This is a genomic window from Luteibacter sp. PvP120, from assembly GCF_054055715.1.
Window position 1 is genome coordinate 730,308 of record NZ_JBSRXP010000002.1, and the last position, 21,818, is coordinate 752,125.

The window sequence follows — 21,818 nt, forward strand, 5'->3', positions numbered from 1 at the left end:
TCACCACAGGTCGGCGGCCGTTTCGGCGTCCAGCCAGCCGCCCGAGAAGCCGGCGCGCTGCAGTCCCTTGCGAATGTACGGGTTCTTTTTCATCACGCTCCACACGAAGTCGCTGCGGTAGTTCTCGATCATCAGCACGATCGGGCCCTGGTCGATGCCCAGGTGCACGGTATCGGCCCAGCCGAAGCCCGGGATGATCCGGCCCGTACGCACTTCCGTGTGGGTATCGAAGGTGAGGTTGAACGCATCCACGAAGCCGTACTTCGTGTAGATGTTCTTACCGTACTTCTTCTTCATCTCCTCCAGCGCCGGGATGACGATCTCCGGCGCGAACGCGATGGAGCCGCCAGCGGCCGTCGGCACCAGGGTGCCGTCGTCGGAGATGTAGTCCAGGCCGGCGCCGCGCGCCGTGTAGCCCTGGTAGGTGCGCTCGCGGTCGCCCTGCTTGACGATCAGGCCGCCGGGGCCGTTGCTGGCGGTGAGGCCCCAGACGTTCTTGCCGTAGCCGTTCCAGCCGCCCGGGTTGGCGATCGCATAGGCTTGCTGCGAATAGGTGGCGCGGCGGCTGTTCTCGAAGTAGTCCATGTCGTGCGCCCGGCCCCACGCATCGCGGATGCCCCGGAAGTCGACCCACGTGTGGCTGTACTGGTGCCCGAACAGCGGTGCGAAATTGAGGAAGGTCTGCCCGTGGAACTCGCCCCAGGTCTTGTCGTAGGTCTTGGTCCAGGCCTGCCAGGCGTCCTCGCCGACCGGGTGGGTGGGTGAGCCCAGCGCCAGGATGTAGACCAGCATGCCTTCGTTGTAGCCGGCCCAGTCGTGCGGAATCATCTTGCCGCCCGGCGTCCAGCCCATGCTGATCAACGGCGCGTTGTTCTGCGCCCATGGCCAGTCCACCCGGCGGTAGATCTGGTCGGCGATATCGCGGATTTCCTTTTCCTTCGCATCGTCGCGGTCGTAGTAGCTCTGCGCGAACAGCACACCGCCCAGGAGCAACGAGGTATCCACCGTGGACACCTCGACCCAGCGCGCCTCGCGCTTGCCGGTCTGCATGTCCAGGAAGTGGTAGAAGAACCCGTTGAAGCCGGTGGCGTCGTCCTCGGAATCGTTCTGCGGCGCGTCGCGGAAGAACCGCAGCGTGGCCAGCGTGCGGTCCACCGCCTGCTCACGCGTGATGTAGCCGCGCTCCACGCCCACCCCATAGGCGGTGAGGCCGAAGCCCACCGAGGCGATGGAAGCGAATGACTGTGTCGGGTAGTGGTCGGGCACCAGGCCGTTGACCGGGTTGCCGCTGTCCCAGAACCACTGGAAGGTGCGTTTTTCCAGGTCGGCGATCATGGGGGGAACGGGGTGCAGGTCTTTCAGGGTTGCCACGGATGGCGCGTGCTTGGTCATGGCCGGTGCCTTCTGTGCCATCGCCAGCGGGACGGCGCAGGCGAGGAGGGCGCCCATGGTGAGGGAAAGACGCTTGATCGTGTTGACTTGCATGACGTGAATCCTGGCGCTTGCGAGGCACGGAACGCACGGTGGGGGCCGTCGTCGTCGTGGGTGCCTTCCTCGTGAGGGAGCGCAGGCGATCCTGGCTTGCGCGCGTAAACGTTTACGGCTACAGGGAAAATAAAAGTCCCGAAGGACCGGGTCTCCCCATAAAAGAAGCGCCCGCGGGGAGACTCGCGGGCGCCAAAGTATGGCGCATCCGGTGAACCGGATGCGCCGGTTGGATCAGAACTTCAGGCCGACGGTGAAGCGGGCGGTACGTGGCACGAAGACGATGTTGCCCTTCTTGTTGTAGGCCACCGGCTGGCTGTTGAGCTCGCCGTTCGAACCCCAGTTCGTGTTGTAGTCGGCGAAGTTCTGCCAGTTGAACAGATTCAGGATGTCGAAGCGCGCATAGATCTTCGTGTTCTCGCCGAGGATGAAGTCCTTGGTGAGCTGCAGGTCGATGTCGCGGTAGCCCCAGATGTTGCCGCCGACCAGGAACTTCGAACCGCTCGGCGTCGCCGAAACCGGTACGCAGGTCGACCCATCGGCAAACGTGGCGCCGTAGCAGGCAACGTCGTTCTTCGGCAGCGGTGTGGCCAGCGTCAGCTTGATCGAGCCACTGATGCCCCACGGCAGATCCAAAGCGCCCGTGGCCACGAAGCGATGCTTCGACACGGCGTTGGACGTGATGAACGGATAGTCGTTGAGCGTCGGATAATCGAACGAGTAATGCTCGTTGATATCGCGATTCTGCTTGGCGTGCGAGAAGGTGTAGGCGAAGCTGGTGCTCCAGCCGGACTCCTTCGTGTACGGCTTCTGGGCCGACAGCAGGACCTGGGTGGTACGCGTGGCGATACCGTTGTCGCCGAGGATCAGACCACCCACGTTCGGGATGGGCTGGTCACCCGCGCTGGCGCCGCCCGGCGTGGCGAAGTAGCTGCCGTTCGGCAGGCGGTTGCCGAGGGTGAACGCGAAACCGTCGCGGCTGAGCACGCGCGTCACCGTGGCATCGGTCTGCCAGTCGCCGATCGTGTTCGACATGCCCAGGCTGAACTGGTCGCTGTAAGGCGCCTTCAGCTTGTTGTTGAGCATGTCGACTTCCTGGCCGGAGTTGCCACCGACCAGATAGTTCTGCAGTACGCCCTGACCACCCAGGAAGGCCGGGTTGAAGGGGACGCAGGTCGACGAGGTCGTGTCGCACGGATGGCCCGGCACGTTGAAGCGCAGCGTGGTCTGCGGCAAGGCCTGCTTGGTCACTTCCGTCTGCAGGTAGTCGAAGAGGTTACGGTCGTACGCGCGACCGGCGCCGCCGTGGAACACGTGGGCTTCGTCACCGAACAGGTCGTAGGAGAAGCCGAGGCGCGGCTGCCAGGCGCCGCGGAAGTTCTTCCGGTTGTGACCATTGCTGGTGTAGTCGCCGATGTTCACGCCGCCCGCGGCGAGTGCGTCGCCATAGGTCTCACCCGGCGCGGCGCCCGCATACGGGTTCTGCGCATTGATCGCATCGAGCACGCGCTGCGATGTGACGAAGTTGGTGTAGGAGGGGTTGGCCTCGTAGTCCCAGCGCACACCGAGGTTCAGCGTGAGCTTGTCGTTGACGGACCAGTCGTCCTGGGCAAACACGCCGTACTGGCGAGCCGTCGTCTTCGCCACGCCATCCTGGCCCGGAAGAGCGGATGCGTAGAACACCTGCCACGGCTCCGCCGAGGTGCCCTGGCCCGGGCGCACGTCGTAGAAGAACTGCGGGTTCTGCGCGGCCACGTCCGATGCCTTCAGTTCGACCGACTTGAACTTGTAGCCGAGCTTGACGACGTGGTCGCCCTGCCACTCCAGATTGTTGAACGTGAAGGTATCCGAGATGCTCGGACCTTCCTGGCTCTTGTTCTGGGTCGCGCGGGGATCGGCGGCGCCGGTCGTGATGATCGTCGGGTTCTGGTTGTTCGCGATGTCCTGCGGATACGAATACGTGTAGCCGTTGCCGATCTGCAGCGGGTTGGCGGCGACGTATGCGTTCTCGTAAGCGAGGATCAGCTCGTTGTACCAGCTGTCACCGCTGTGGGCCCACTTGAAGGTGCCACGCGTATCGTGGTTCTCACCTTGCGTACCGGCGGACGCGGCCGTGCCGGTACCGGTGCCGCCGAGCTGCGTCTCGCGGCGCACCTGCGTGCTCACCTCGATACGATCGCGGTCGGTCAGTTCCCAGTCGATCTTGCCGAAGTACAGCTTCTCGTCGAACGTGAGGTTCGAGGAGCCAAGCTGCGACTGGACGTTTGCCGGCAGGTCGTTCTCGATGTTCGCGACGCCGACCGCATTGGGCGTGACGGAGATCGGCGTGTTGAATTTCTTCTGCTCATAGGCGATGAAGAAATGCATCTTGTCCTTGATGATCGGACCGCCGAGAGCGAAACCGTATTCCTTGGATTCCGAATCGACCTTGCCGTTGGTCTTCTCGATCGGCGTGCGGTTACGGAACGCATCGTTCGTGTAGGTGCCGAATACCTCACCGTGAAACTCGTTCGTACCCGATTTCGTCTCGGCGGTGATCGCCGCGGACGAGACCTGGTCGTACTCGGCCTTGTAGTTGTTGGTGATGACCTTGTATTCGCCGATGGCCAGCTGCGGGAACGGGTTGCCCTGGCTGCCGTTCTGGCCCGAGACACCGCCTTCCTTCACGTAGCTCTTCTGGCTCACGCCGTCGATGTAGACGTTGGTCGAGCTGGTGTTCATCGCGCCGCCGCGCAGCGACGTGTTGCCCTTGGCATCCACGTTGAAGACCATGCCCGGCACGGTGTCGGCGAACTCGAGGAAGTTACGCGAGACCTGCGGAATGGTGGCGATCTGGTGCAGCGAGATCGTCTGGCCCACTTCGGGCGTCTTCACTTCCTGCACCGTCGTCGCGGAAACCGACACGCCTTCCATGCTGGTAGCGTTGGCCGCGGTCGCCGTCGCGCCCTGCGCGGGCGCGGCAAGGTTGACCGTCGCCGTCGAGGCCACGGTCAGGGTGATGTTCTGTTCGGTACCCGGACCGGCATCCACCTTGTACGAGGCGGGCGGCAGGCCGTTGATGACATACGAGCCGTCCTGGCCGGCCGTGGCGTGGCGGGTCAGGCCGGTCTGCGGGTTGAACACCGTGACGTTGGCGCCCGGCGTGGCTTTACCGCGCAGCGTGGCGTTGGCGCTCTGCGCCATGACCATGCCCGGTGCGATCGCCGTGGCAACGGCGGCGGCAATCACGCTGACCAGCAGCTTCTTCTTGAGGTGCATCGACGCTTTCATTTGTTTTCCCCTCTCCCAAATCTTCTTGTGTGTGTTGTCCGGCCCAGCCGGGCGCCCTTCACGGTGGTCGACGTTGATGTCGTGACGCGGTGGGCGTGCCACTTTTCTTCGTTGAGAGCGTTCTGCCCCCGTGTAAGGCGCCGGTGCCGCAAGGCGGACCGGCAATCGTGCTGTGAGTCCTGCTGTGTCGCCGTCCTGATACATCCAGCCACGGCCCGGCAAGCCGTGTAGCGATGGGCCGGTCAGGCCCTTCGTCTTAGCGCGTCGTTACCGCCGCAAGAGGCACGTACGACCAGTTCGGTACCGACGACACGCGGCTCGGGCGTGGCATCGTCGGGTGCTTCGATCATGCCGGCGAGGCGTGCAAGCGCCGCTTCGCCCAGCTCGGCGATACGGATGCGCACGGTGGTCAGCGGCGGCGAGACGTAACGCGCCATGGGGATATCGTCGAAGCCGGCCACGGCGATGTCCTCGGGCGTGCGCACCCGGGCCTCGGCCAGGGCGGACAGGCAGCCGATGGCCATCATGTCGTTGGCGGCGAAGATCGCATCCGGGCGCGGCACCATGGCCAGCGCCTGCTTGCCGGCGCGGTAGCCGGATTCCTCGGTGAAGTCGCCCGGCAGGATGGCGGCCCGGTCGCCCAGGCCTGCTGCCGCCAGCGCGGTGCGGTAGCCACGGCAGCGCTCCTGCACGTCGTGGTTCACCTCCGGGCCGGCGATGAACACGATGCGCTTCCGGCCCAGGCCGAGCAGGTGCTCGACCATCGCCTTCGCGCCGCCGAAGTCGTCCACGTCCAGCGAGGCCTGCCGCTGGGAGCGGACATGGCTGTTGATGAGAACGGTGGGGACCACGACGGGCAGGTTTTCTTCCAGGAACGCCTCGTCCGCATGCGGCGACATCACCAGCAGGCCGTCCACGCGGCCTTGCATGGAGCGCAGGGCGATGGCCGCCTCGGTGGCGTCGCCGTGGGAACTGGACACCAGCAGGTAGAGGCCACGGGCACGCGCGGCCAGGTCGATGCCACGGATCAGTTCGGACCAGAACGCGCCGTGCAGGTCGGGCAACAGGGCACCGATGGTCTGCGTGCGACGGGTGATCAGGCTGCGGGCACCGCTATGCGGGACATAGCGCAGGCGAGCGGCCACGTCACGGATACGCTTTTGCGTTTCCGCCGTGACGCCACTGTGTCCATTGAGCGCGCGCGAAACCGATGCCACCGATACGTTGGCCATCCTCGCGACGTCTTTGATCGTCACACTCACGTCGTTCCTACCCTCTACCCCTGCCCCTTGAGGGGCTGACGGCGCGGAACGTAAACGTTTTCATAGCACCTTGTAAAGCCTGAGAAATCAACTGCTTGCTGCGGTGCGACAGGAAACGATTACGTTAGCAATACCACTATGTGAAGGTGGTCAGAAAATCCCGTCAAGACAAGTGCTTGACTGGTACGCAAGGCATTGCGGCGTTGCAACATGGGGATGCCGGCCGAGCACGGCGATTGTTAATAACTGTCGAGTTTAGTAACGCGCGTTACGTCGATGCCCACACGCTGCAAGGATCACCCTTTACCGCGCGCTGACGGGTCGCCAAAGCGAGCCAGGCGAAGCCCACGCCCATGGCGATAGAGACGATGTCCAGGCCGAGCACGGCATAGCGTCCCTCGGCCAGTGTGCGCAGCAGCCGCTCCCCGTGGAGCACCATGTCCAGTGCGCCCACCGCGATGCTGACGGCTGCGGTAGCCGCCAGCAACTCGACCGCCGCCCTGGCGGGCCGGCGCCAGAACGTCCACAGGAGCGCCAGCGCGAACGTCCCGAAGCACACGGGCTGGACGATATCGGCCCCTTCGGCGCCCCATACCGAGCCAAGCAGGTTGCCGAGGAACGTGCAGGAAATCGCGAAGCACGCGCCGATGCACACCCCGACCGTGGCGGTCGCCATGGCGCGCACCTTCAACGGCTGGTCGGCCTGGCGCCGCTTGCGGCGGGTCTCGATGTACAGCAGGTTGCCGGAATAGAAGAGGAAGGCACCGGCCAGTCCGAGCAGGAAATACAGCCAGCGCAGCGACAGCGAACCGAACGTGCCGAAGTGCAGGCCGAAGATGGCGGCATAGGTGGCGTGATTGGCATCGCGTGCGCCACTGACCTGGACCTTGAGCACCCTTCCGTCCGCGGCATCCAGCGACACCATGCCGTACTCGCCCAGCGTTTTCGTGGAGGTGCCACGCACCTCGGCGGCCGCACCCGTGTGCCCGTAATGCACGTAGCGCATGTAGTCGGGCTCGAAATCTGCGGCGCCGGCCGCCAGGGCTGCCTGGCGGGCGCGCGCGCCGAGTTCCGCCGGGGTCAGCATGACGGCGCTGCCACCGCCGTCCCGGGTCTCGGGCAGCGCGCTGGTCATGCGCTCGAATGCGCCCATCAGCTTGCCGTCGAAGGCCACGGTGTTGAAGGCCACCAGCATCACCAGGGTGAGGCACAAAAGCGCCCCGGTGATGGCGAAGATGATGTGGAAGGGCAGGCTGAGGATGCCGATGACGTTGTGCGCGTCCTGCCAGAGCCGCTTCAGGTTGTGCCCGGGGCGCAAGGCGAACAGCTCGCGAACCAGGTTGGGCAGGTGGATCAGCACGCCCGTGAGCAGGGCCAGGCCGTAGATGACGCTGACCACGCCCATCAGGTAGATGCCGATCTTCGGGATACCCAGGTCGTAATGCAGCTCGTAGATGAAGTCGGCCAGGCCGTGCTCGTGGTCTTCGGCGTCGCGCGCGACGCTGTCGTCCAGCGATTGCGTATGCCAGCTGCCGTCCTTCTCCATCCAGTAAGCGGCCACCTCGTGCGACGGATGGTCCGCCGGATAGGTGACGCCGATGCTTGCGCGTGCCGCCGGGTGTTTCGCGACGATGTCGTCCAGCATGCGGTGGGCCCGGTCCATGGTGTCCGCGCGGGCCATCTCGGCACGGGGCATGGCCCAGGTGTCGATCTCGTCGTGGAACATGGTCAGCGCGCCCGCGTAGAACGCGATGAACAGTGCGAAGCCCGCCAGCAGGCCAGTCCAGGTGTGCACGAGGGTAAAGGTGCGGAGCGTGTTGGCTTTCATCGTCTCAGAGCCCCGGCAACGTGTGCTTGGCCGCCCACAGCGCGCCGAAGGCGACCAGGTTGGCGATCGCCAGCCAGCCCCAGGCATGTCGGCCGCTGCGGAACAGATAGGTGGCGGCCATGATCCCGATCCACAGCGGGAAGAAAGCCATCATCACGGGCAGCGTCACCGCTTCGCTGGAGCCAGGCCATACCCAGATGACCAGGGCGATGACTGCCATCGACAGTGTCAGGCCCAGCAGGATGCCGGCGAATGTCTTGGCGAGCATCAGCGCGGCTTCCGGGGAGCGGCCGGGCGCAGCATCCAGGTGATGTACGGCCACGCCACCGCGCCAAGCATGAGCGCGGTCAAGGCGGAGAAGACGCCCGGCAACGAGGTCTCCGAGCCGATCCAGGCCATGAGCGCCAGGGCGGCGAATGCCCATCCGGCTACGCGGGCGGCCCGGCCGAGGGGACGGGTCAGCAGGCGCTGGTTGCGCGAGCACAGATAGGCGAAGGCCATGGCGAGCAGCGCCGCCAGGCAACCGAGGAGATTCATGAAACGGACACCGGGCAACTTACTGACTGATAATTATTATCATTTGAGTGTGGGCGGTCAACGCGACCGGCGATTGCCGCGCCGTGCGGTACGGGGCGCAAATCCGCCGGGCGTCCGCCCGTAGGAAACATCTCAAAGGGGTGTCGACGGCGGCGACCTCGCCCGTGCCCCGATGCCGACCCCATGGTCACGTTTCGACCAGTGCTCAAGTTTTGACCAAACCGTCCGCTAACTGAACATGGGTGTTTGGTGAAACTAGCGTTAACCCGACCCGTTAAATTAGAATTAACGCCCTACCGATCATCGCCCTGGCCCATGTGCTTACGCGATGAGACAGGAAAAGCCGATAAGCCATTGATGTAAATATCATGTTGACCACGACCCTCATCGCCACGACTTTGATTGCCTTCGCTTTTGCAGCGGCGTCGGTCAGGCGTATTCCCGAGGGCCAGGTCTACAGCGTGCGTCGCCTGGGCCGCGCGCCCTCGCTGCTCACGGCCGGCACCCATGTCGTCCTGCCGATGATCGATCGCGTGTCGCACAAGATCGACCTGGGTGGCCAAGTCCTGCAGTTCGACGGCGGCACGGTGTACTGGCAGGTGCTGGAGCCGGAAGCCGCGGACGAAGTGATCGAGGAAGCCCCGGAACTGATCCGCAGCAACGTCGTGGCCGCCCTGCGCGATTCCGCCACGGCGCACCAGGCCGACCGCCGCGCCTTCGGCACCCAGCTCAAGCATGCCGTCAACGGTTCGCTGCGCTCGCGCGGCATGCTGGTGACCCGCGTGGAGCTGGACGCGGCCTGATCCTCGGTCAGGGCCGGTTGGTCCTCAGGATGACCTTCATCGCCTCGGGCGATACGTCACGGCGTGCGTCATGCACTGCGTTGACCGGGTCTGCCGGCGGGGTGATCCCGTTATCGGAGGCGTCGTTGCCTTGTGCCCGGCGATGTTTCCACGCGGCGTACTCTTCTTCACTCATGTTGCCGGATCGGTAAACCACAGGTGACACTGGCGTGGAGTCGATCCCCGTCCCAACCTTTGCCAGAGGTGGGACGTCGGTCGCCGTAGCACGGCTTGGGCACGCGGCAGGGAAGGCCTTCGTACTGATAGCGGCTACTTGCTGAAAGCTCACTTCTGCTGTCCAGTAAACGCACCGTGTTTTTTCTCCAGATTGCCTTCGTCCCGTCACTGGGCTGGACCGGACCAGGGCAGATAGAGCGTGTCGTACCTGGAGTTGTGGGGTTCACTGGTGGTAAAATCGATTCATATCGGTTTGCCCCGCGTCCTGGGAGAACGTGCGCTATGAACGTAGGCCAAGCCATTCGAATGTGCCGACGGCAACGGGGCGCATCGCAGAATGCCATTGCTATACGGGCCCAGTGCTCGGTGTCTTATCTGTCGATGCTTGAGAACAACAAGCGCGATCCGACGCTTTCGACTGTGAAGAAGATCGCCGAGGCGTTGCATGTGCCCATCGGCGTGTTGTTCGTTCTGGCGGCAGACCGCAATGACTTGGGCGCCATGGATGGGCGTATGGCCGAACAGTTGATGCAATCTGCGCGAGCATCGCTGGAGCCTCCCACCCATATGGCAGCGCGGACGGGCGAACACCATGGCTAATGCTGAACAACTTAAGGCGTTGGTGAAATCGCATATCGAGCGCGATGATCGGCACTTCTATTCCGTCGCCATGCAAGTTGCGGCTCGTGAAGCGAAGGTCGGCCACGGCAAGCTCGCCGAAGAACTGCGCGACATGATCGACGCGGCTAAAGCTCGGGTCGCTCCGGACCAAAGCGCTGGCAAGCTGGTGCCCTTGGCGCGTCCGCGTGGCGAGCTGGCGAATCTCTTGACTGTCTCTTACCCCAAAAACCGCTTTGCGGACATGGTGCTTGATGCGGACATGGTGCTGCAATTGGGCCGCATCATGAAGGAGCAGCGGCACCACTCACGCATCCGCGAGCACGGTTTGTCGCCGCGACGCAAACTGCTGCTGGTCGGTCCGCCGGGTACAGGCAAGACGATGACGGCTTCGGTGCTAGCCGGGGAGCTTGGTATCCCACTGTTTTCTGTTCGGTTGGATGCCCTGATCACCAAGTTCATGGGTGAGACCGCTTCCAAGCTGCGCCAGATATTCGACGCCATCAACGATGTGCGCGGGGTGTATTTCTTCGATGAATTCGATGCAATCGGCTCTCAGCGCGGACTGGCTAACGACGTCGGCGAGATTCGGCGGGTACTTAATAGCTTCCTGCAAATGATCGAGCACGACCAGTCGCACAGCCTGATCGTCGCCGCGACCAACCACGCGGAGATTCTTGACTACGCCCTATTCCGTCGCTTCGATGATGTGATCGAATACCGCTTGCCCGCTCCGGCGCAGGCCACCCGGTTGATCCAGTCACGGCTCGGAACCTTCGCGCCCAAACCTTTTCCGATCAAGTCCGTCACCGCCAAGGCGGAAGGCTTGAGCTATGCGGAAATTAAGCGCGCTGTGGACGAATCCATCAAGGAAGCGGTGATGCACGACGAGCAAAGAATCAAGGCCGATGCGCTTGCGCGTGCGTTCGACGAGCGCCGCAAGTATAGCCTCAGGATGAATCACACCAAGGTCGCACCGAACCATGCCGGATCAACCGACAGCTAAACGTCCTCATTTCATTCTTCAAGACACATCCCGAGCGGTCGAGTTTAAGGCGCACAGTGCCGGCGGACGATCGACTCGCGAGGTGCCGGCATTGCCCCGTCAGCAGCATGGCGCCTCGCTTCGCGGCCAGATCGAGCACCTGAAGCCCATCGCGGCAGCGGCCGTACAGGCCCAGAAGGACCTGCAACTTGAAAGCGGTCTTGGCCTGCAGATCCAGTTCACCGGTCAGCCCGACGTCGAACTGGCGTTCGAAAGCCTGGCAAACGACACCAAAAAAATCGAGCTGCTCAGCGTTCGGCGCGAGGGTAATCAGACGTATGCGAATGTCTTTGTCCCCGATGGCGGCCTAGCGCATTTCGAGAAGTATGTGGCTGACTACCTGGAGGAAAAAAAGGACCGGCGCGGCCAAGCGCGTGACCATCGCAAGCTGTTGGATGCCATCGCCTCCATCCGCGCAGCGGAGGTTCGGGCCTTGTGGACCGATGATCTAGACCTGCTGCCCCTCGACGTGGCGCAGGCCTTCTGGTGGGAAGTGTGGCTGCCAGTCCGTGGTCAGGGCCAGCGACAGACCGTTGTGGAGGACTTCAAGAAGCTGGCCCGCCTGGCCGAATGCGTCGTTAGCGATCAGCAGGTCAACTTTCCCGAGCGCACGGTACTGCTGATGTACGGATCTGAGCAGCAGCTTTCCCGCTCGGTGATGGCATTGAACTGCGTGGCCGAACTCCGTTACGCCAAGGAGACGGCCGAGTTCTTTGACGGCATGGACGTCGATGAGCAACATGACTGGTCGGCAGAATTGCTGGCCCGGGCCCAGTTGCAGCCGCCGAATGAGGCCGTGCCACGGGTCTGCCTGCTGGACTCTGGGGTCACGCGAGCCCATCCGCTCCTGGAGCCGCTCATGCAGGCGGACGACCTGCACACTGTGGAACCTGCCTGGGGCGTAGAGGATGAGGCCGATCACGGCACGGGACTTGCGGGTCTGGCCGCCTATGGCGACCTCGCGCAGGCCCTGGCTTCCGCTGACCCGGTTCAGATCCCGCATCGGCTGGAATCTGTCAAGCTGATCCCGGCAGAAGGTGCGAACGAAGGCGACGCGCGGCATCATGCCTACCTGTTCATGGAGGGTGTCGCGCGGCCTGAAATCGCCGCGCCGGAGCGCTCACGTGTGTTCACGTCAGCAGTGACAGCCTCGGACTACCGGGATCGCGGGCGCCCCTCTTCGTGGTCCGCCGCCGTCGATGGTTTGGCCGCCAATACCGATGGCGCCGGTGACAATCCGCGCTTGTTCGTGCTGTCGGCCGGCAACACGCGGGAGGCGCAGGCGTGGGCCGACTACCCAGATAGCCTCTCCACCAATCTCGTGCATGACCCCGGCCAAGCCTGGAATGCCATCACGGTGGGCGCCTACACGGACAAGATCGACACGCAGGGCCATCCCTCCTTGAAGCCGCTGGCCCATGCGGGAGGGTTGAGCCCGTTCACGACGACGACCCGGACATGGGATCGGGCATGGCCCCTGAAACCGGAGGTGGTGCTAGAAGGTGGCAACGCCGCCAAGGACGAACTGGGGGCAGTGGGCATGGCCAGCCTGAACCTGCTGACGACCCACCATCAGCCAGTCGAGCGACTTTTCACGACTAGCAATGCCACCAGCGCCGCATCGGCCCTTTGCGCGGGGATGGCGGCGCAGATTATGGCGGCCTACCCGCAACTTCGCGCCGAGTCCGTACGAGCTTTGCTAGTCCACTCGGCGCAATGGACCGACGACATGTGCGCGATGTTCCTGCCTAGTGATAGCGCGCCAACCAAGGAAGATTATGTTCACCTGGTTCGCCACTGCGGTTGGGGCGCACCGGACCTCAGCCGTGCCTTGTGGAGTGCGAGCGATTCGCTGACCTTGTTGGTCGAGGACTTAGTGCACCCGTATGCGAAGGTCCAAGGCAAGGGCATCGTTACGCAGGATATGAATCTGCATGCCCTGCCCTGGCCGAAGGAAGAACTGGAAGCCTTGCAGGATGCGCCCGTTGAAATGCGGGTCACCTTGTCCTACTTCATTGAGCCCAATCCCTCGGCGCGAGGCGTGGTCTCGAAGTATCACTACCCATCGCATCGTTTGCGATTCGATGTGCAGCGGCCACTGGATGCCTCCACCGAGCAGTTCATCGCTCGGGTGAACGCGGCTGCCCAGCGTGAGGATGAGGGCGATGCGGTGAACCCGTCCGACCCCAACTGGTTGCTTGGCGAGCGTCAACGGCATCGTGGATCGCTGCATCAGGACGTCTGGCGGGGCACGGCCGCCGAACTGGCCAGCCGCGGATTCATCGCTGTCTATCCGTCTGCCGGATGGTGGCGTACGCGGCCGGCCTTGGAACGCTACGGCCTTCCTGCGCGGTACAGCTTGTTGGTGTCCATCCAGACGCAGCAGACGAACGTTGATCTTTACGCCGCCGTGTTCCAAAAGATCCCGGTGCCCAATCCGGTCATCGTCGGGCCATAAGGCGTCGGCGGCAAGCGGCCGTTGTGCCCTTGTACGGTTTGGTAACGATGGGGCTGCAGGCGCGGCAGCCGCAGGTGCCTCCGCCAGCATCATCATGGCAACCCCTCTGGGTAGCGACGCCACCGACGGCGCGGCAGGAGCGGCGCCCCACATGTGCCCAAACGCGGCACCGTCGATCAGGGCCAATTCGGGAAACCAGGACGCCATCATGCGGCTTCCCCTGTGCGCTTCATCGTCGCTCCCTGCCGTTTCGACGCGGATGATAAGTCGGACGGCTCTGCCTTGAGAACGCTGGCGGGCAAGCGCCATGCCTTCCATACTTGCGGTTTCCTGACGTCCCGGTGCCGCATGACCACCCGCGAAGCCCTGCAATCCCGACTCGAACGCGGCATCGCCGCCCTGGGCATCGCGCTGCCCGACGACGCGGTCGGCCGCCTGCTGGACTATCGGGAACTGCTCGAACGCTGGAACACGGCCTATAACCTCACCGCCGTGCGCGACGCGGACGAGATGGTGACGCGCCACCTGCTCGACTCGCTGGCCGTGGTGCCTTTCGTGCAGGGTCGCACCCTGGCCGATCTGGGCACCGGGCCGGGGTTGCCCGGCATTCCCCTGGCCATCGCCGAGCCGGCTCGCGAGGTGCTGATGGTGGACTCCAACGGCAAGAAGGTCCGCTTCCTGCGCGAAGCGATCCGCTCGCTCAAGCTCGGCAACGGTCGCGCCCTGCAGAGCCGTGTCGAGGACGTGGAAGGCAGCTTCGAATGCATCACGGCACGCGCCTTCGCCAGTCTGGCCGACATGCTCGGCTGGGGCGGTCACCTGCTGGCGCCCGGCGGGATATGGCTGGCGATGAAGGGCAAGCACCCGGGGGACGAGCTGGCCGGCGTGCCGGCGGGGTTCACCGTGGAGGCCATCCATGCCCTGAGCGTGCCCGATGTCGAGGGTGAGCGGCACCTGGTCGTTATAAGACGCGGGTGACCTCACCTAGGGCGAACCGCCCGTCGATGCTACGCTAACGCCCTTTCCGCGCACGGCAGCAAACGACAGCCCATGGCCCGCATTATCGCAGTCGCCAACCAGAAGGGCGGCGTTGGCAAGACCACCACTTCCGTCAATCTCGCCGCGGCCCTGGCCGCCGCGAAGCGCAAGGTGCTGCTCGTCGACCTGGACCCGCAGGGCAACGCGACCATGGCTTCGGGCGTGGACAAGTACAACACGAAGCCCAACGGCTGCGAGGTGCTGCTCGACGAGGCGCCCATCGCCGACGTGCTGGTCCGTACCGAGGCGGCGTTCGACCTGTTGCCGGGTAATGGCGACCTCACCGCCGCCGAGCTGAAGCTGATGGACGGCATGGCGCGCGAGCACCGCCTGAAGGATCAGCTGGCCAAGGTGGCCGACCGCTATGACAGCATCATCATCGACTGCCCGCCGTCCCTGCACCTGCTCACGCTGAATGCGCTGACCGCGGCCGATGGCGTGCTGATTCCGGTGCAGTGCGAGTATTTCGCGCTGGAAGGGCTGTCGAGCCTGCTCGATACCATCTCGGCCGTGCGCCAGCGCCTCAATCCGCAGCTGGAGGTCGAAGGCCTGCTGCGTACCATGTACGACGTACGCAACAACCTCGGCAACGAGGTCTCGGCCCAGCTCACCCAGCATTTCGGCGACCAGGTGCTGCGCTCGATCATCCCGCGTAACGTGCGCCTGGCCGAGGCTCCCAGCCACGGCCAGCCGATCCACCTGTACGATCGCGGCTCGCGGGGCGCCATCGCGTATATCGGCCTGGCCGGCGAGATCATCCGCCGCGACCGGGCCCGCGCCGCTGCCGCGAGTGGCGACACGGCCGTGGAGCCGGGCGACGAAGCGGCGCCCGATGCCGCCACGACCACTTCTTGAGGACGACCCATGGCAGCAGCTAAGAAACGTGGTCTGGGCCGTGGCCTGGATGCCCTGCTCGGTGGCGGTGGCGGTCCGGACGCCGCGCCCTCCGTGATCGAGCAGGAAGGCGAGCTGCGCCTTCTGCCCATCCAGCAGATCCAGGCCGGCAAGTACCAGCCGCGCAGGCACTGGAACGATGAAGCCCTGGACGAACTGGCCGCCTCGATCAAGGCCCAGGGCCTGATCCAGCCGGTGGTCGTCCGCGCCATCGGCAAGAACAGCTATGAGTTGATCGCGGGTGAGCGGCGCTGGCGCGCGGCCCAGCGCGCCTCCATGAGCGAGATTCCCGCGCTGGTCAAGGACGTGCCCGAGCAGTCCGTGCTGGCCATGGCGCTGATCGAAAACATCCAGCGCCAGGAACTGACCCCGCTGGAGGAAGCCCAGGCCCTGCAGCGGCTGATCGACGAATTCGACCTCACCCACCAGCAGGCCGCCGATGCGGTCGGCCGCTCGCGTGCCGCCGTGTCCAACCTGTTGCGCCTGACCGAGCTGCCCGAATCGATCAAGCAGCTGCTGGACGAGGGCAAGCTGGAAATGGGCCATGCCCGTGCCCTGCTCACCCTGCCGGCCACCGTGGCCGAGCCGCTGGCGCTGGAAGCGGCCCGTCGCCGGTGGACCGTGCGCGAACTGGAAGAAGCCGCGCGCCGGGCCCAGCTGGCACCCAAGGGCAAGGCCAAGACAGCCGCGGTGGACCCGAACGTCGCCAACCTGGAGCGTGAACTGGCCGAGCGCTTCGCCACGCGGGTGGAACTGGCCCAGGGGCGCGGGGGCAAGGGCAAGCTGGTGATCCACTACCACAGCCTGGACGAGCTGGACGGCATCCTGAGCAAGGTCCGCTGAGCGGACCTTTGAAAGGAAGTACGCATGCCGCCGGTCCATAAGGACGTGAACCCGAAGCAGCGCCAGTACGAAGCCATGGTGCGCGCCCTGTCGGCCGACCTTTACCGGTTCGCCTTCTGGCTGTCGCGCTCCGAAACCGTCGCCCAGGACCTCGTCCAGGAAACTTTCCTGCGCGCCTGGAAAAACCTCGACGCCCTGCGCGATGCCGAGTCCGCCAAGCCGTGGCTGATCACCATCCTGCGCCGCGAGCATGCGCGGTTGTACGAGCGCAAACGCTTCGACACGGTGGAGCTCGACGACAGCGTTGCCGAGGATGCCCCCTTCGCCAGCCCCGAACGCAGTGGCGATGCCGCCCAGGTCCGCGATGCCATGCTGAAACTGCCCGAGAAATACCGTGAACCGCTGGCCATGCAGGTGCTGGGCGGCATGAGTTGCGAGGAAATTGCCGAGGCGACCCACCAGCAGCCCGGCGCCGTGATGACGCAGCTGTTCCGTGCGCGCCAGCGGCTGAAGGCGATGCTGGGCGGACGTGCCGCCGCCGACGGAGGTCGCGCATGAATTGCCTGGAGTTCCGCCGCCGGATCACCGCCGAGCCGCGCTCACGCGACGCCGCCCTGCTGGCGCACAGGGATGCCTGCCAGGAGGGCTGCGCACCGTTCTGGCAGCGCGCGCAGCGCTTCGAGGACGACATGGAAACCGCCTTGTCCGCGATCCCCGTGCCCGAGGGGCTGGCCGACCGCATCCTGCTCGTCCATGCCACGCAGGAGCGGCGTCGCCAGGTGAGTCATCGCCGTGCCTGGATGGCCATGGCCGCCTCCGTGCTGATCGCCTTCGGTGGCGTGGGCCTGCTCTGGCGTTACACGGATGCCCACTCGTTGCCCGCCCTGGCGGTCGCGCACATGCCGGGTGAGATGGCTGCGCTGGCGATGACCCGGCCGATCACCGATGCCCAGGTCGAAGCCGGCTTCATCGGGCGCGCCACGCGGCTCAGGGGGCCGGCACCCGCCGGCGTCACCTACGTGCACGACTGCACGGTGGGCCCGTATCCGGCCGTGCACATGGTTACCCGGATGAACGACGAGCCGGTCGTCGCCCTGTACATGCCGGCCATGAAGACGGATACCGAACACGACTTCCACCGCGACGGCTGGGACGGTCGCCAGATCGCCCTGGCCGGCGGCACACTGGTGGTCATGGCGCAGGGCGCCAGCCGCGGCACCATGGACGCCGTGGCACGCAGCTGGCAGCAGGCTATCGAGGGTCCGGCTGCCTCGGTCGTCGGACAGATCTGAACGAACGGCCGCCCTTGCGGCCCTATGCGGCGCCCGTTGCGCGATAATGCCGCCCCGAATCCACCAGCCCACGGAAACGCGATGACCGACCTCGCCGTGGTCGTGCCCGTCTTCAACGAGCGCGACAACATCCCGCCCCTCCTCGCCGAGATCGCTTCGGCGCTGCGCGGCCGGGTCGACTTCGAGATCATCTACGTCGACGACGACAGCACCGACGACAGCGTCGCCGTGCTCACCGCCGCGCGTGCGCAGTATCCCGAACTGCGGATCATCCGCCACCTGACCCGCAGCGGTCAGAGCACCGCGGTATGGAACGGTGTCCGCGCCGCGCGCGCACCGTGGATCGCCACGCTGGACGGCGACGGCCAGAACGATCCGGCCGATATCCCCAAGCTGCTGGCCGCGCGTGCCGACGCCGGTCCGGAACTCAAACTGTTCGCCGGTTGGCGTGTCACCCGCCGCGACAGCTTCAACAAGCGCATCTCGTCGAAGGTGGCCAACGCGGTACGCTCGCGCATGCTCCAGGACAGCACCCCGGATACCGGCTGCGGCCTGAAGCTGTTCGAACGCGAGACCTTCATGCGCCTGCCCTACTTCGACCACATGCACCGTTACCTGCCGGCGCTGGTCAAGCGCGCCGGCTTCGCCAGCCAGAGCGTGCCGGTGGGCCACCGTCCACGCACCGCCGGCACCTCGAAGTACGGCATGCTGGACCGCCTCTGGGTCGGCCTGGCCGACCTCCGCGGCGTGGCCTGGCTCATGCGCCGCGCCAAAGTCACCCGCACACAAGAGGTGTAGGAGCGCACGATGTGCGCGAACCGTCTACGTAGGCACCGACGAAGGAAGCCATGCGCCACAAAAGCGCAGGCGTTTCCGAGCGTCAAACGAAGCACAGCCGTGTGTTGCAAACGTACGGGCGTTTCCGAGCGTCAATCGAAGCACAGCCGTGCCTCACAACGATGTAGGCGTTTCCTAACGTCAAAAAGAACGCTGCCCGCCTTATAGGTGCGCGGGCGTTCGCGGGTGTAAAAGAGCCGAGGATGTGGGGTACGGAAACGCCTTCGTCTTTGTGGCGTATGGCTTCCCTCGCCGTTCCCTACATAGAGGGATCGCGCACGTACGTGCGCTCCTACAACGGTTTTATCAGCGGTTGGCGGGGTTGCCAGGTGTCCAGCATCTGTTGGGTGCGCACGCGGCCCAGCTCGATCAGCTCGCGGGCGCGGTAGAACTCGTACACCGTGGAGACGTTGCGCGGTATCTCGATGAGCAGGTCGGGCGGGTACGCGGCCAGGCGCAGGCGCGACAGGTTGGCCTGCATCAGGTCCATCGACTGGGTCATCAGGTCGAAGGCACCGGGGTCCTTGAGCTTGGGCTTGCCTTCGCCGACCGGCAGCCCACGGCGACCGAACAGTCGGCCCAGCCTCGCGCTGTAACCGTCGTCGGCCCCGGCCGTCACGTTCTTCTCCGGTGGCTGCTGCATCTCGGCCGCGCCGTCCACGCTTACCGCGATGACGTAATCGACGTCCTCGCGCATCAGCGGCAGCACCGGCAGCGGGTTGAGCAGCGCGCCGTCCACCAGGCGCCGGCCTTCGTGGGTATAGGGACGGAACAGGGTGGGGATGGCGATAGAGGCACGGATCGCGTCGAACAGTGGCCCCCGGGTCAGCCAGACCTCGCGCTCACGGTCGATGTCCGTGGCCACGGCCGTATAGGCGATCGGCAGTTCCTCGATGTTGACCTCGCCGATCAGCTCGCGCAGCGCGGCCATGATCCGGTCGCCCTTGATGAAACCACCACCGGAAAAGCTCCAGTCGACCAGGCGCAGCACGTCGAAACGCGCCAGCGTCGAGACCCAGTCGCGGTAGATATCCAGCTTGCCCATGCCGTAGATGCCGCCGATCAGCGCGCCCATCGACGTGCCGGCGATGGCGACGATCTCGAAACCCCGTTCCTCCAGCACCTCGATGGCGCCGATGTGGGCGAGTCCCTTGGCCGCCCCCGCCCCCAGGGCCAGGGCGACGCGCGGCTTGCGCGGTTCAGCGAGCGTGGCGGGCAGTGCGCCGGTCTCGGCAATATCGAAATCGCTCATGGACCGCGCGCGCTCAGTGGGAGTGGTTCGAACCGTTCTGGTAACCGGACAGCGCCAGTTGCAGCAGGATCTTCATTTCCTCGCGCAGTGGCAGCGGCGCGACGATTTCGGCGTCGGGGCCGTACTTCAGCACGTCCATCAGCAACTCGCGCGAGTTGGAGTAAGGCACCTTGAGCTCGTAGCGGCCATCGCCCAGCCACTCGCCCTTCTGCTGGGAGTGCCAGTGTTCGTCGGCGACCCAGCGCGCGGCGTGCGACGAGAAACGGATGGTGGCCCAGGCCTTGGGCTTGCCGGCGAAGATGCCGTAGCTGGAGGCGAGCAGGTCGTTGAGTTCGGCGTCCTCCACGTCCCTGGCCGGGGCATCCAGCGCCTGCGGCTCGGCGATGCGATCCACGGCGAAGCTGCGCAGGGCCTCGCGATCGTGGTCCCAGACGTCCAGGTACCAGTTGTCGCGGTAATGGGTGAGGCGCTGGGGCGAGACGGTCCGCTTGGTGTCGGAATTGGTGGTGCGCGCGCGGTAGCGGAAGCTGACCTGGCGCCGCTCCAGCGTGGCACCGGCGACGATCCGGAATACCTGCTGGTCCATCGTGCGCGCGCCCCAGGAGATCACCCGGATGCGATCCACCGGCAGTGCCTTGCCGCTGCCGTGGTCGGACAGCAGGCGCTCGATGCGGGCCTTGAACGGGGCCAGCGCACCGGCGAGCACGCCCGGATCGGAACGGCCGATCAACTCGTTCAACGCCATCAGCGCCGCCAGCTCGTCGCTGGTCAGCCACAGGCCGGGTAGTTCGAAGGAATCGCCTTCGTCCGCCTCGTAACGGAAGGAAGCCTGGTCGCCGGCGACGCTTTGCACCGGGGCACCCAGGGCATCGCGCAAGAAGGCCACATCTCGATAGAGGGTGGCGCGCGAGCACTCCAGTTCGTCCATCAACCGGGACAGGGGCACCGGGTAATGCGCGGACTTCAGCAGGCGGTGCAGGGTAAGAATGCGCTCGTAGCGGTCCATGGGTGTCGCCGGCAGGAGGAGCGTGGGGAAGTGTGTCCGCGCAGGCGTGACGCCCGTATCTACGCAGGCCAAGCATGGCGGCGCCCGGCGCCGTCCGCAAGGGAGTCTCGCCCGCCGCGCGACCGTGGGTTTGCGCCCGGGACGATAAGGCGCAAAAATGTGCCTTTGCGATTCGCCGAAGGCCTTTTTCGACCATGGCGGAACCCAACGACGCCGCCGTCGCGCTGGACCCTCTGGGCCGGCATGACGAAACCACGCCCGCGCGCAGCCTGTTCTCTACCTCCGTGGTGGTGATCCAGGCCTGCACGGCGGCGGGCTATGGCCTGTGGATGGTGCTCGGCACCGCCCTGGCGCTGGGTTTGTACCCCGACGGCCGCGGCGAGGTCCTGGTGCCGCTGTCGATCGGCCTGGTGCTGGTCAGCCTGGGCCTGGTGTCCACCTGCCTGCGGCTGCCCTTCGCCCCCGAGTGGCACGGATGGAATCCGGTGAAGCGGATGATGCCCACGCCCGAGGGCATGGTGGCGATGGCCAACTACCTGCCGATGCTCGCGCTGGCCGGCCTGGCCCGGGGCGGCAACGACTTCTGGGCCACCCGCCTCGCCGGAGCGGCCCTCATGCTCTGCAGCCTGGCCACCCTGGTCTACACGGCCCGCAGCGTGTCGCGTCACCTGCCGCCGTCGGTGGCCTCCGTGGCCAATGCGCTGCCGCTGGGCCGTACCGTCTCCGCCTTGTTCGCCGGTGGGTTGTGGTTCTGGCTGTGTGTGGCGCTGCAGACCGAGATGCCGATCAATCCGCTCAACCCCTGGCGACTCGCCCTGCTTGCCGTGGCGCTGGCGCTGGGTGTCGTGGAGGGCATGCGTTGGCGCGCGCTGCGGCAACTGGCGGAGGAGCGCGGTGCCGTGCACCGCCTTGAAACCGGGCGCACCGCGGTCTCCCTGCTGGCCTGGCGCTTCGCCGTGGCGGCGCTGTCAGTGGGGTTGCCGTGCGTGTTGCTGGTATCGCACCCGGCCGGACACCTGTTGCCCGTCGCGGCGGGTCTGGCCGCGTTAAGCTGCGTTATCGGTCAATGTCTCGAACAGCGGCTGTACGGGCGGGCCTATGTTTACTGGGTGAACGACTGACCTCGCAGCGAGG

The 21,818-nt window shown here is 65.4% G+C and carries 20 protein-coding genes; 11 read left to right on the top strand and 9 right to left on the bottom strand.

Annotated features, from left to right (window positions below; genetic code table 11):
• The 6 genes from ACVKN3_RS07120 to ACVKN3_RS07145 form a co-directional block, all read right to left on the bottom strand.
• Complete coding sequence (locus ACVKN3_RS07120; RefSeq protein ID WP_354515622.1) at positions 1-1,485, bottom strand: glucoamylase family protein; 1,485 nt, start codon at positions 1,483-1,485, stop codon at positions 1-3.
• 234 nt (positions 1,486-1,719) lie between these two features.
• Positions 1,720-4,755, bottom strand: coding sequence for a TonB-dependent receptor (locus tag ACVKN3_RS07125; protein ID WP_285403400.1), 3,036 nt, complete (start codon positions 4,753-4,755; stop codon positions 1,720-1,722).
• A 242-nt stretch (positions 4,756-4,997) separates the two neighbouring features.
• A complete protein-coding gene (locus ACVKN3_RS07130; protein WP_285403399.1) occupies positions 4,998-6,017 on the bottom strand; it encodes a LacI family DNA-binding transcriptional regulator in 1,020 nt (339 codons plus the stop codon).
• A 268-nt stretch (positions 6,018-6,285) separates the two neighbouring features.
• Positions 6,286-7,845 carry a PepSY-associated TM helix domain-containing protein gene (locus ACVKN3_RS07135; RefSeq protein ID WP_354515620.1) on the bottom strand — a complete coding sequence of 520 codons (1,560 nt, stop codon included), beginning with the start codon at positions 7,843-7,845 and terminating at the stop codon, positions 6,286-6,288.
• A 4-nt stretch (positions 7,846-7,849) separates the two neighbouring features.
• Entirely contained in the window at positions 7,850-8,113 is a 264-nt protein-coding gene (locus ACVKN3_RS07140) for a hypothetical protein (protein ID WP_036138780.1), read from the bottom strand.
• Entirely contained in the window at positions 8,113-8,382 is a 270-nt protein-coding gene (locus tag ACVKN3_RS07145) for a hypothetical protein (protein WP_036138783.1), read from the bottom strand. Before ACVKN3_RS07145 ends, ACVKN3_RS07140 begins: the two co-directional genes overlap by 1 nt.
• Positions 8,383-8,750: 368 nt before the next feature.
• On the opposite strand from ACVKN3_RS07145, the gene ACVKN3_RS07150 reads away from it, so the two are divergent.
• Entirely contained in the window at positions 8,751-9,185 is a 435-nt protein-coding gene (locus ACVKN3_RS07150; protein ID WP_285403395.1) for a hypothetical protein, read from the top strand.
• A 7-nt stretch (positions 9,186-9,192) separates the two neighbouring features.
• Here the strand turns inward: ACVKN3_RS07150 and ACVKN3_RS07155 are convergent, their stop codons facing one another.
• Entirely contained in the window at positions 9,193-9,360 is a 168-nt protein-coding gene (locus ACVKN3_RS07155) for a hypothetical protein (RefSeq protein WP_354515617.1), read from the bottom strand.
• Between the two features lie 323 nt (positions 9,361-9,683).
• On the opposite strand from ACVKN3_RS07155, the gene ACVKN3_RS07160 reads away from it, so the two are divergent.
• From ACVKN3_RS07160 to ACVKN3_RS07200, 9 genes are all read left to right on the top strand, one after another.
• Positions 9,684-10,001, top strand: a complete 318-nt coding sequence (locus ACVKN3_RS07160; RefSeq protein WP_354515615.1) for a helix-turn-helix domain-containing protein — start codon at positions 9,684-9,686, stop codon at positions 9,999-10,001.
• Positions 9,994-11,025, top strand: a complete 1,032-nt coding sequence (locus tag ACVKN3_RS07165) for an AAA family ATPase (protein WP_354515613.1) — start codon at positions 9,994-9,996, stop codon at positions 11,023-11,025. The genes ACVKN3_RS07160 and ACVKN3_RS07165 overlap by 8 nt, the downstream gene beginning before the upstream one ends.
• Positions 11,026-11,116: 91 nt before the next feature.
• On the top strand, positions 11,117-13,522 hold the full coding sequence (locus tag ACVKN3_RS07170; RefSeq protein ID WP_456991448.1) for a S8 family peptidase: 2,406 nt from the start codon (positions 11,117-11,119) through the stop codon (positions 13,520-13,522).
• 348 nt (positions 13,523-13,870) lie between these two features.
• A complete protein-coding gene (gene rsmG, locus ACVKN3_RS07175; RefSeq protein ID WP_354515611.1) occupies positions 13,871-14,500 on the top strand; it encodes a 16S rRNA (guanine(527)-N(7))-methyltransferase RsmG in 630 nt (209 codons plus the stop codon).
• A 72-nt stretch (positions 14,501-14,572) separates the two neighbouring features.
• Positions 14,573-15,415: a ParA family protein gene (locus ACVKN3_RS07180; RefSeq protein ID WP_036138789.1), complete on the top strand. Its 843-nt coding sequence runs from the start codon at positions 14,573-14,575 to the stop codon at positions 15,413-15,415.
• Positions 15,416-15,424: 9 nt separating this feature from the next.
• Entirely contained in the window at positions 15,425-16,297 is an 873-nt protein-coding gene (locus ACVKN3_RS07185) for a ParB/RepB/Spo0J family partition protein (RefSeq protein WP_354515609.1), read from the top strand.
• A 24-nt stretch (positions 16,298-16,321) separates the two neighbouring features.
• On the top strand, positions 16,322-16,855 hold the full coding sequence (locus ACVKN3_RS07190; RefSeq protein ID WP_354515607.1) for a sigma-70 family RNA polymerase sigma factor: 534 nt from the start codon (positions 16,322-16,324) through the stop codon (positions 16,853-16,855).
• Entirely contained in the window at positions 16,852-17,589 is a 738-nt protein-coding gene (locus ACVKN3_RS07195; RefSeq protein ID WP_354515605.1) for a DUF3379 family protein, read from the top strand. The genes ACVKN3_RS07190 and ACVKN3_RS07195 overlap by 4 nt, the downstream gene beginning before the upstream one ends.
• An 81-nt stretch (positions 17,590-17,670) precedes the next feature.
• A complete protein-coding gene (locus tag ACVKN3_RS07200) occupies positions 17,671-18,387 on the top strand; it encodes a glycosyltransferase (RefSeq protein WP_354515603.1) in 717 nt (238 codons plus the stop codon).
• A 331-nt stretch (positions 18,388-18,718) separates the two neighbouring features.
• Here the strand turns inward: ACVKN3_RS07200 and ACVKN3_RS07205 are convergent, their stop codons facing one another.
• Positions 18,719-19,678, bottom strand: a complete 960-nt coding sequence (locus tag ACVKN3_RS07205; protein WP_285403388.1) for a patatin-like phospholipase family protein — start codon at positions 19,676-19,678, stop codon at positions 18,719-18,721.
• 13 nt (positions 19,679-19,691) lie between these two features.
• On the bottom strand, positions 19,692-20,684 hold the full coding sequence (locus tag ACVKN3_RS07210) for a helix-turn-helix transcriptional regulator (protein ID WP_036138794.1): 993 nt from the start codon (positions 20,682-20,684) through the stop codon (positions 19,692-19,694).
• A gap of 194 nt (positions 20,685-20,878) precedes the next feature.
• Between ACVKN3_RS07210 and ACVKN3_RS07215 the strand changes: the two genes are divergently transcribed.
• Positions 20,879-21,805 (top strand): hypothetical protein, encoded by a 927-nt coding sequence (locus tag ACVKN3_RS07215; protein WP_285403387.1) that lies wholly within the window; start codon positions 20,879-20,881, stop codon positions 21,803-21,805.
• Positions 21,806-21,818 lie beyond the last annotated feature (13 nt).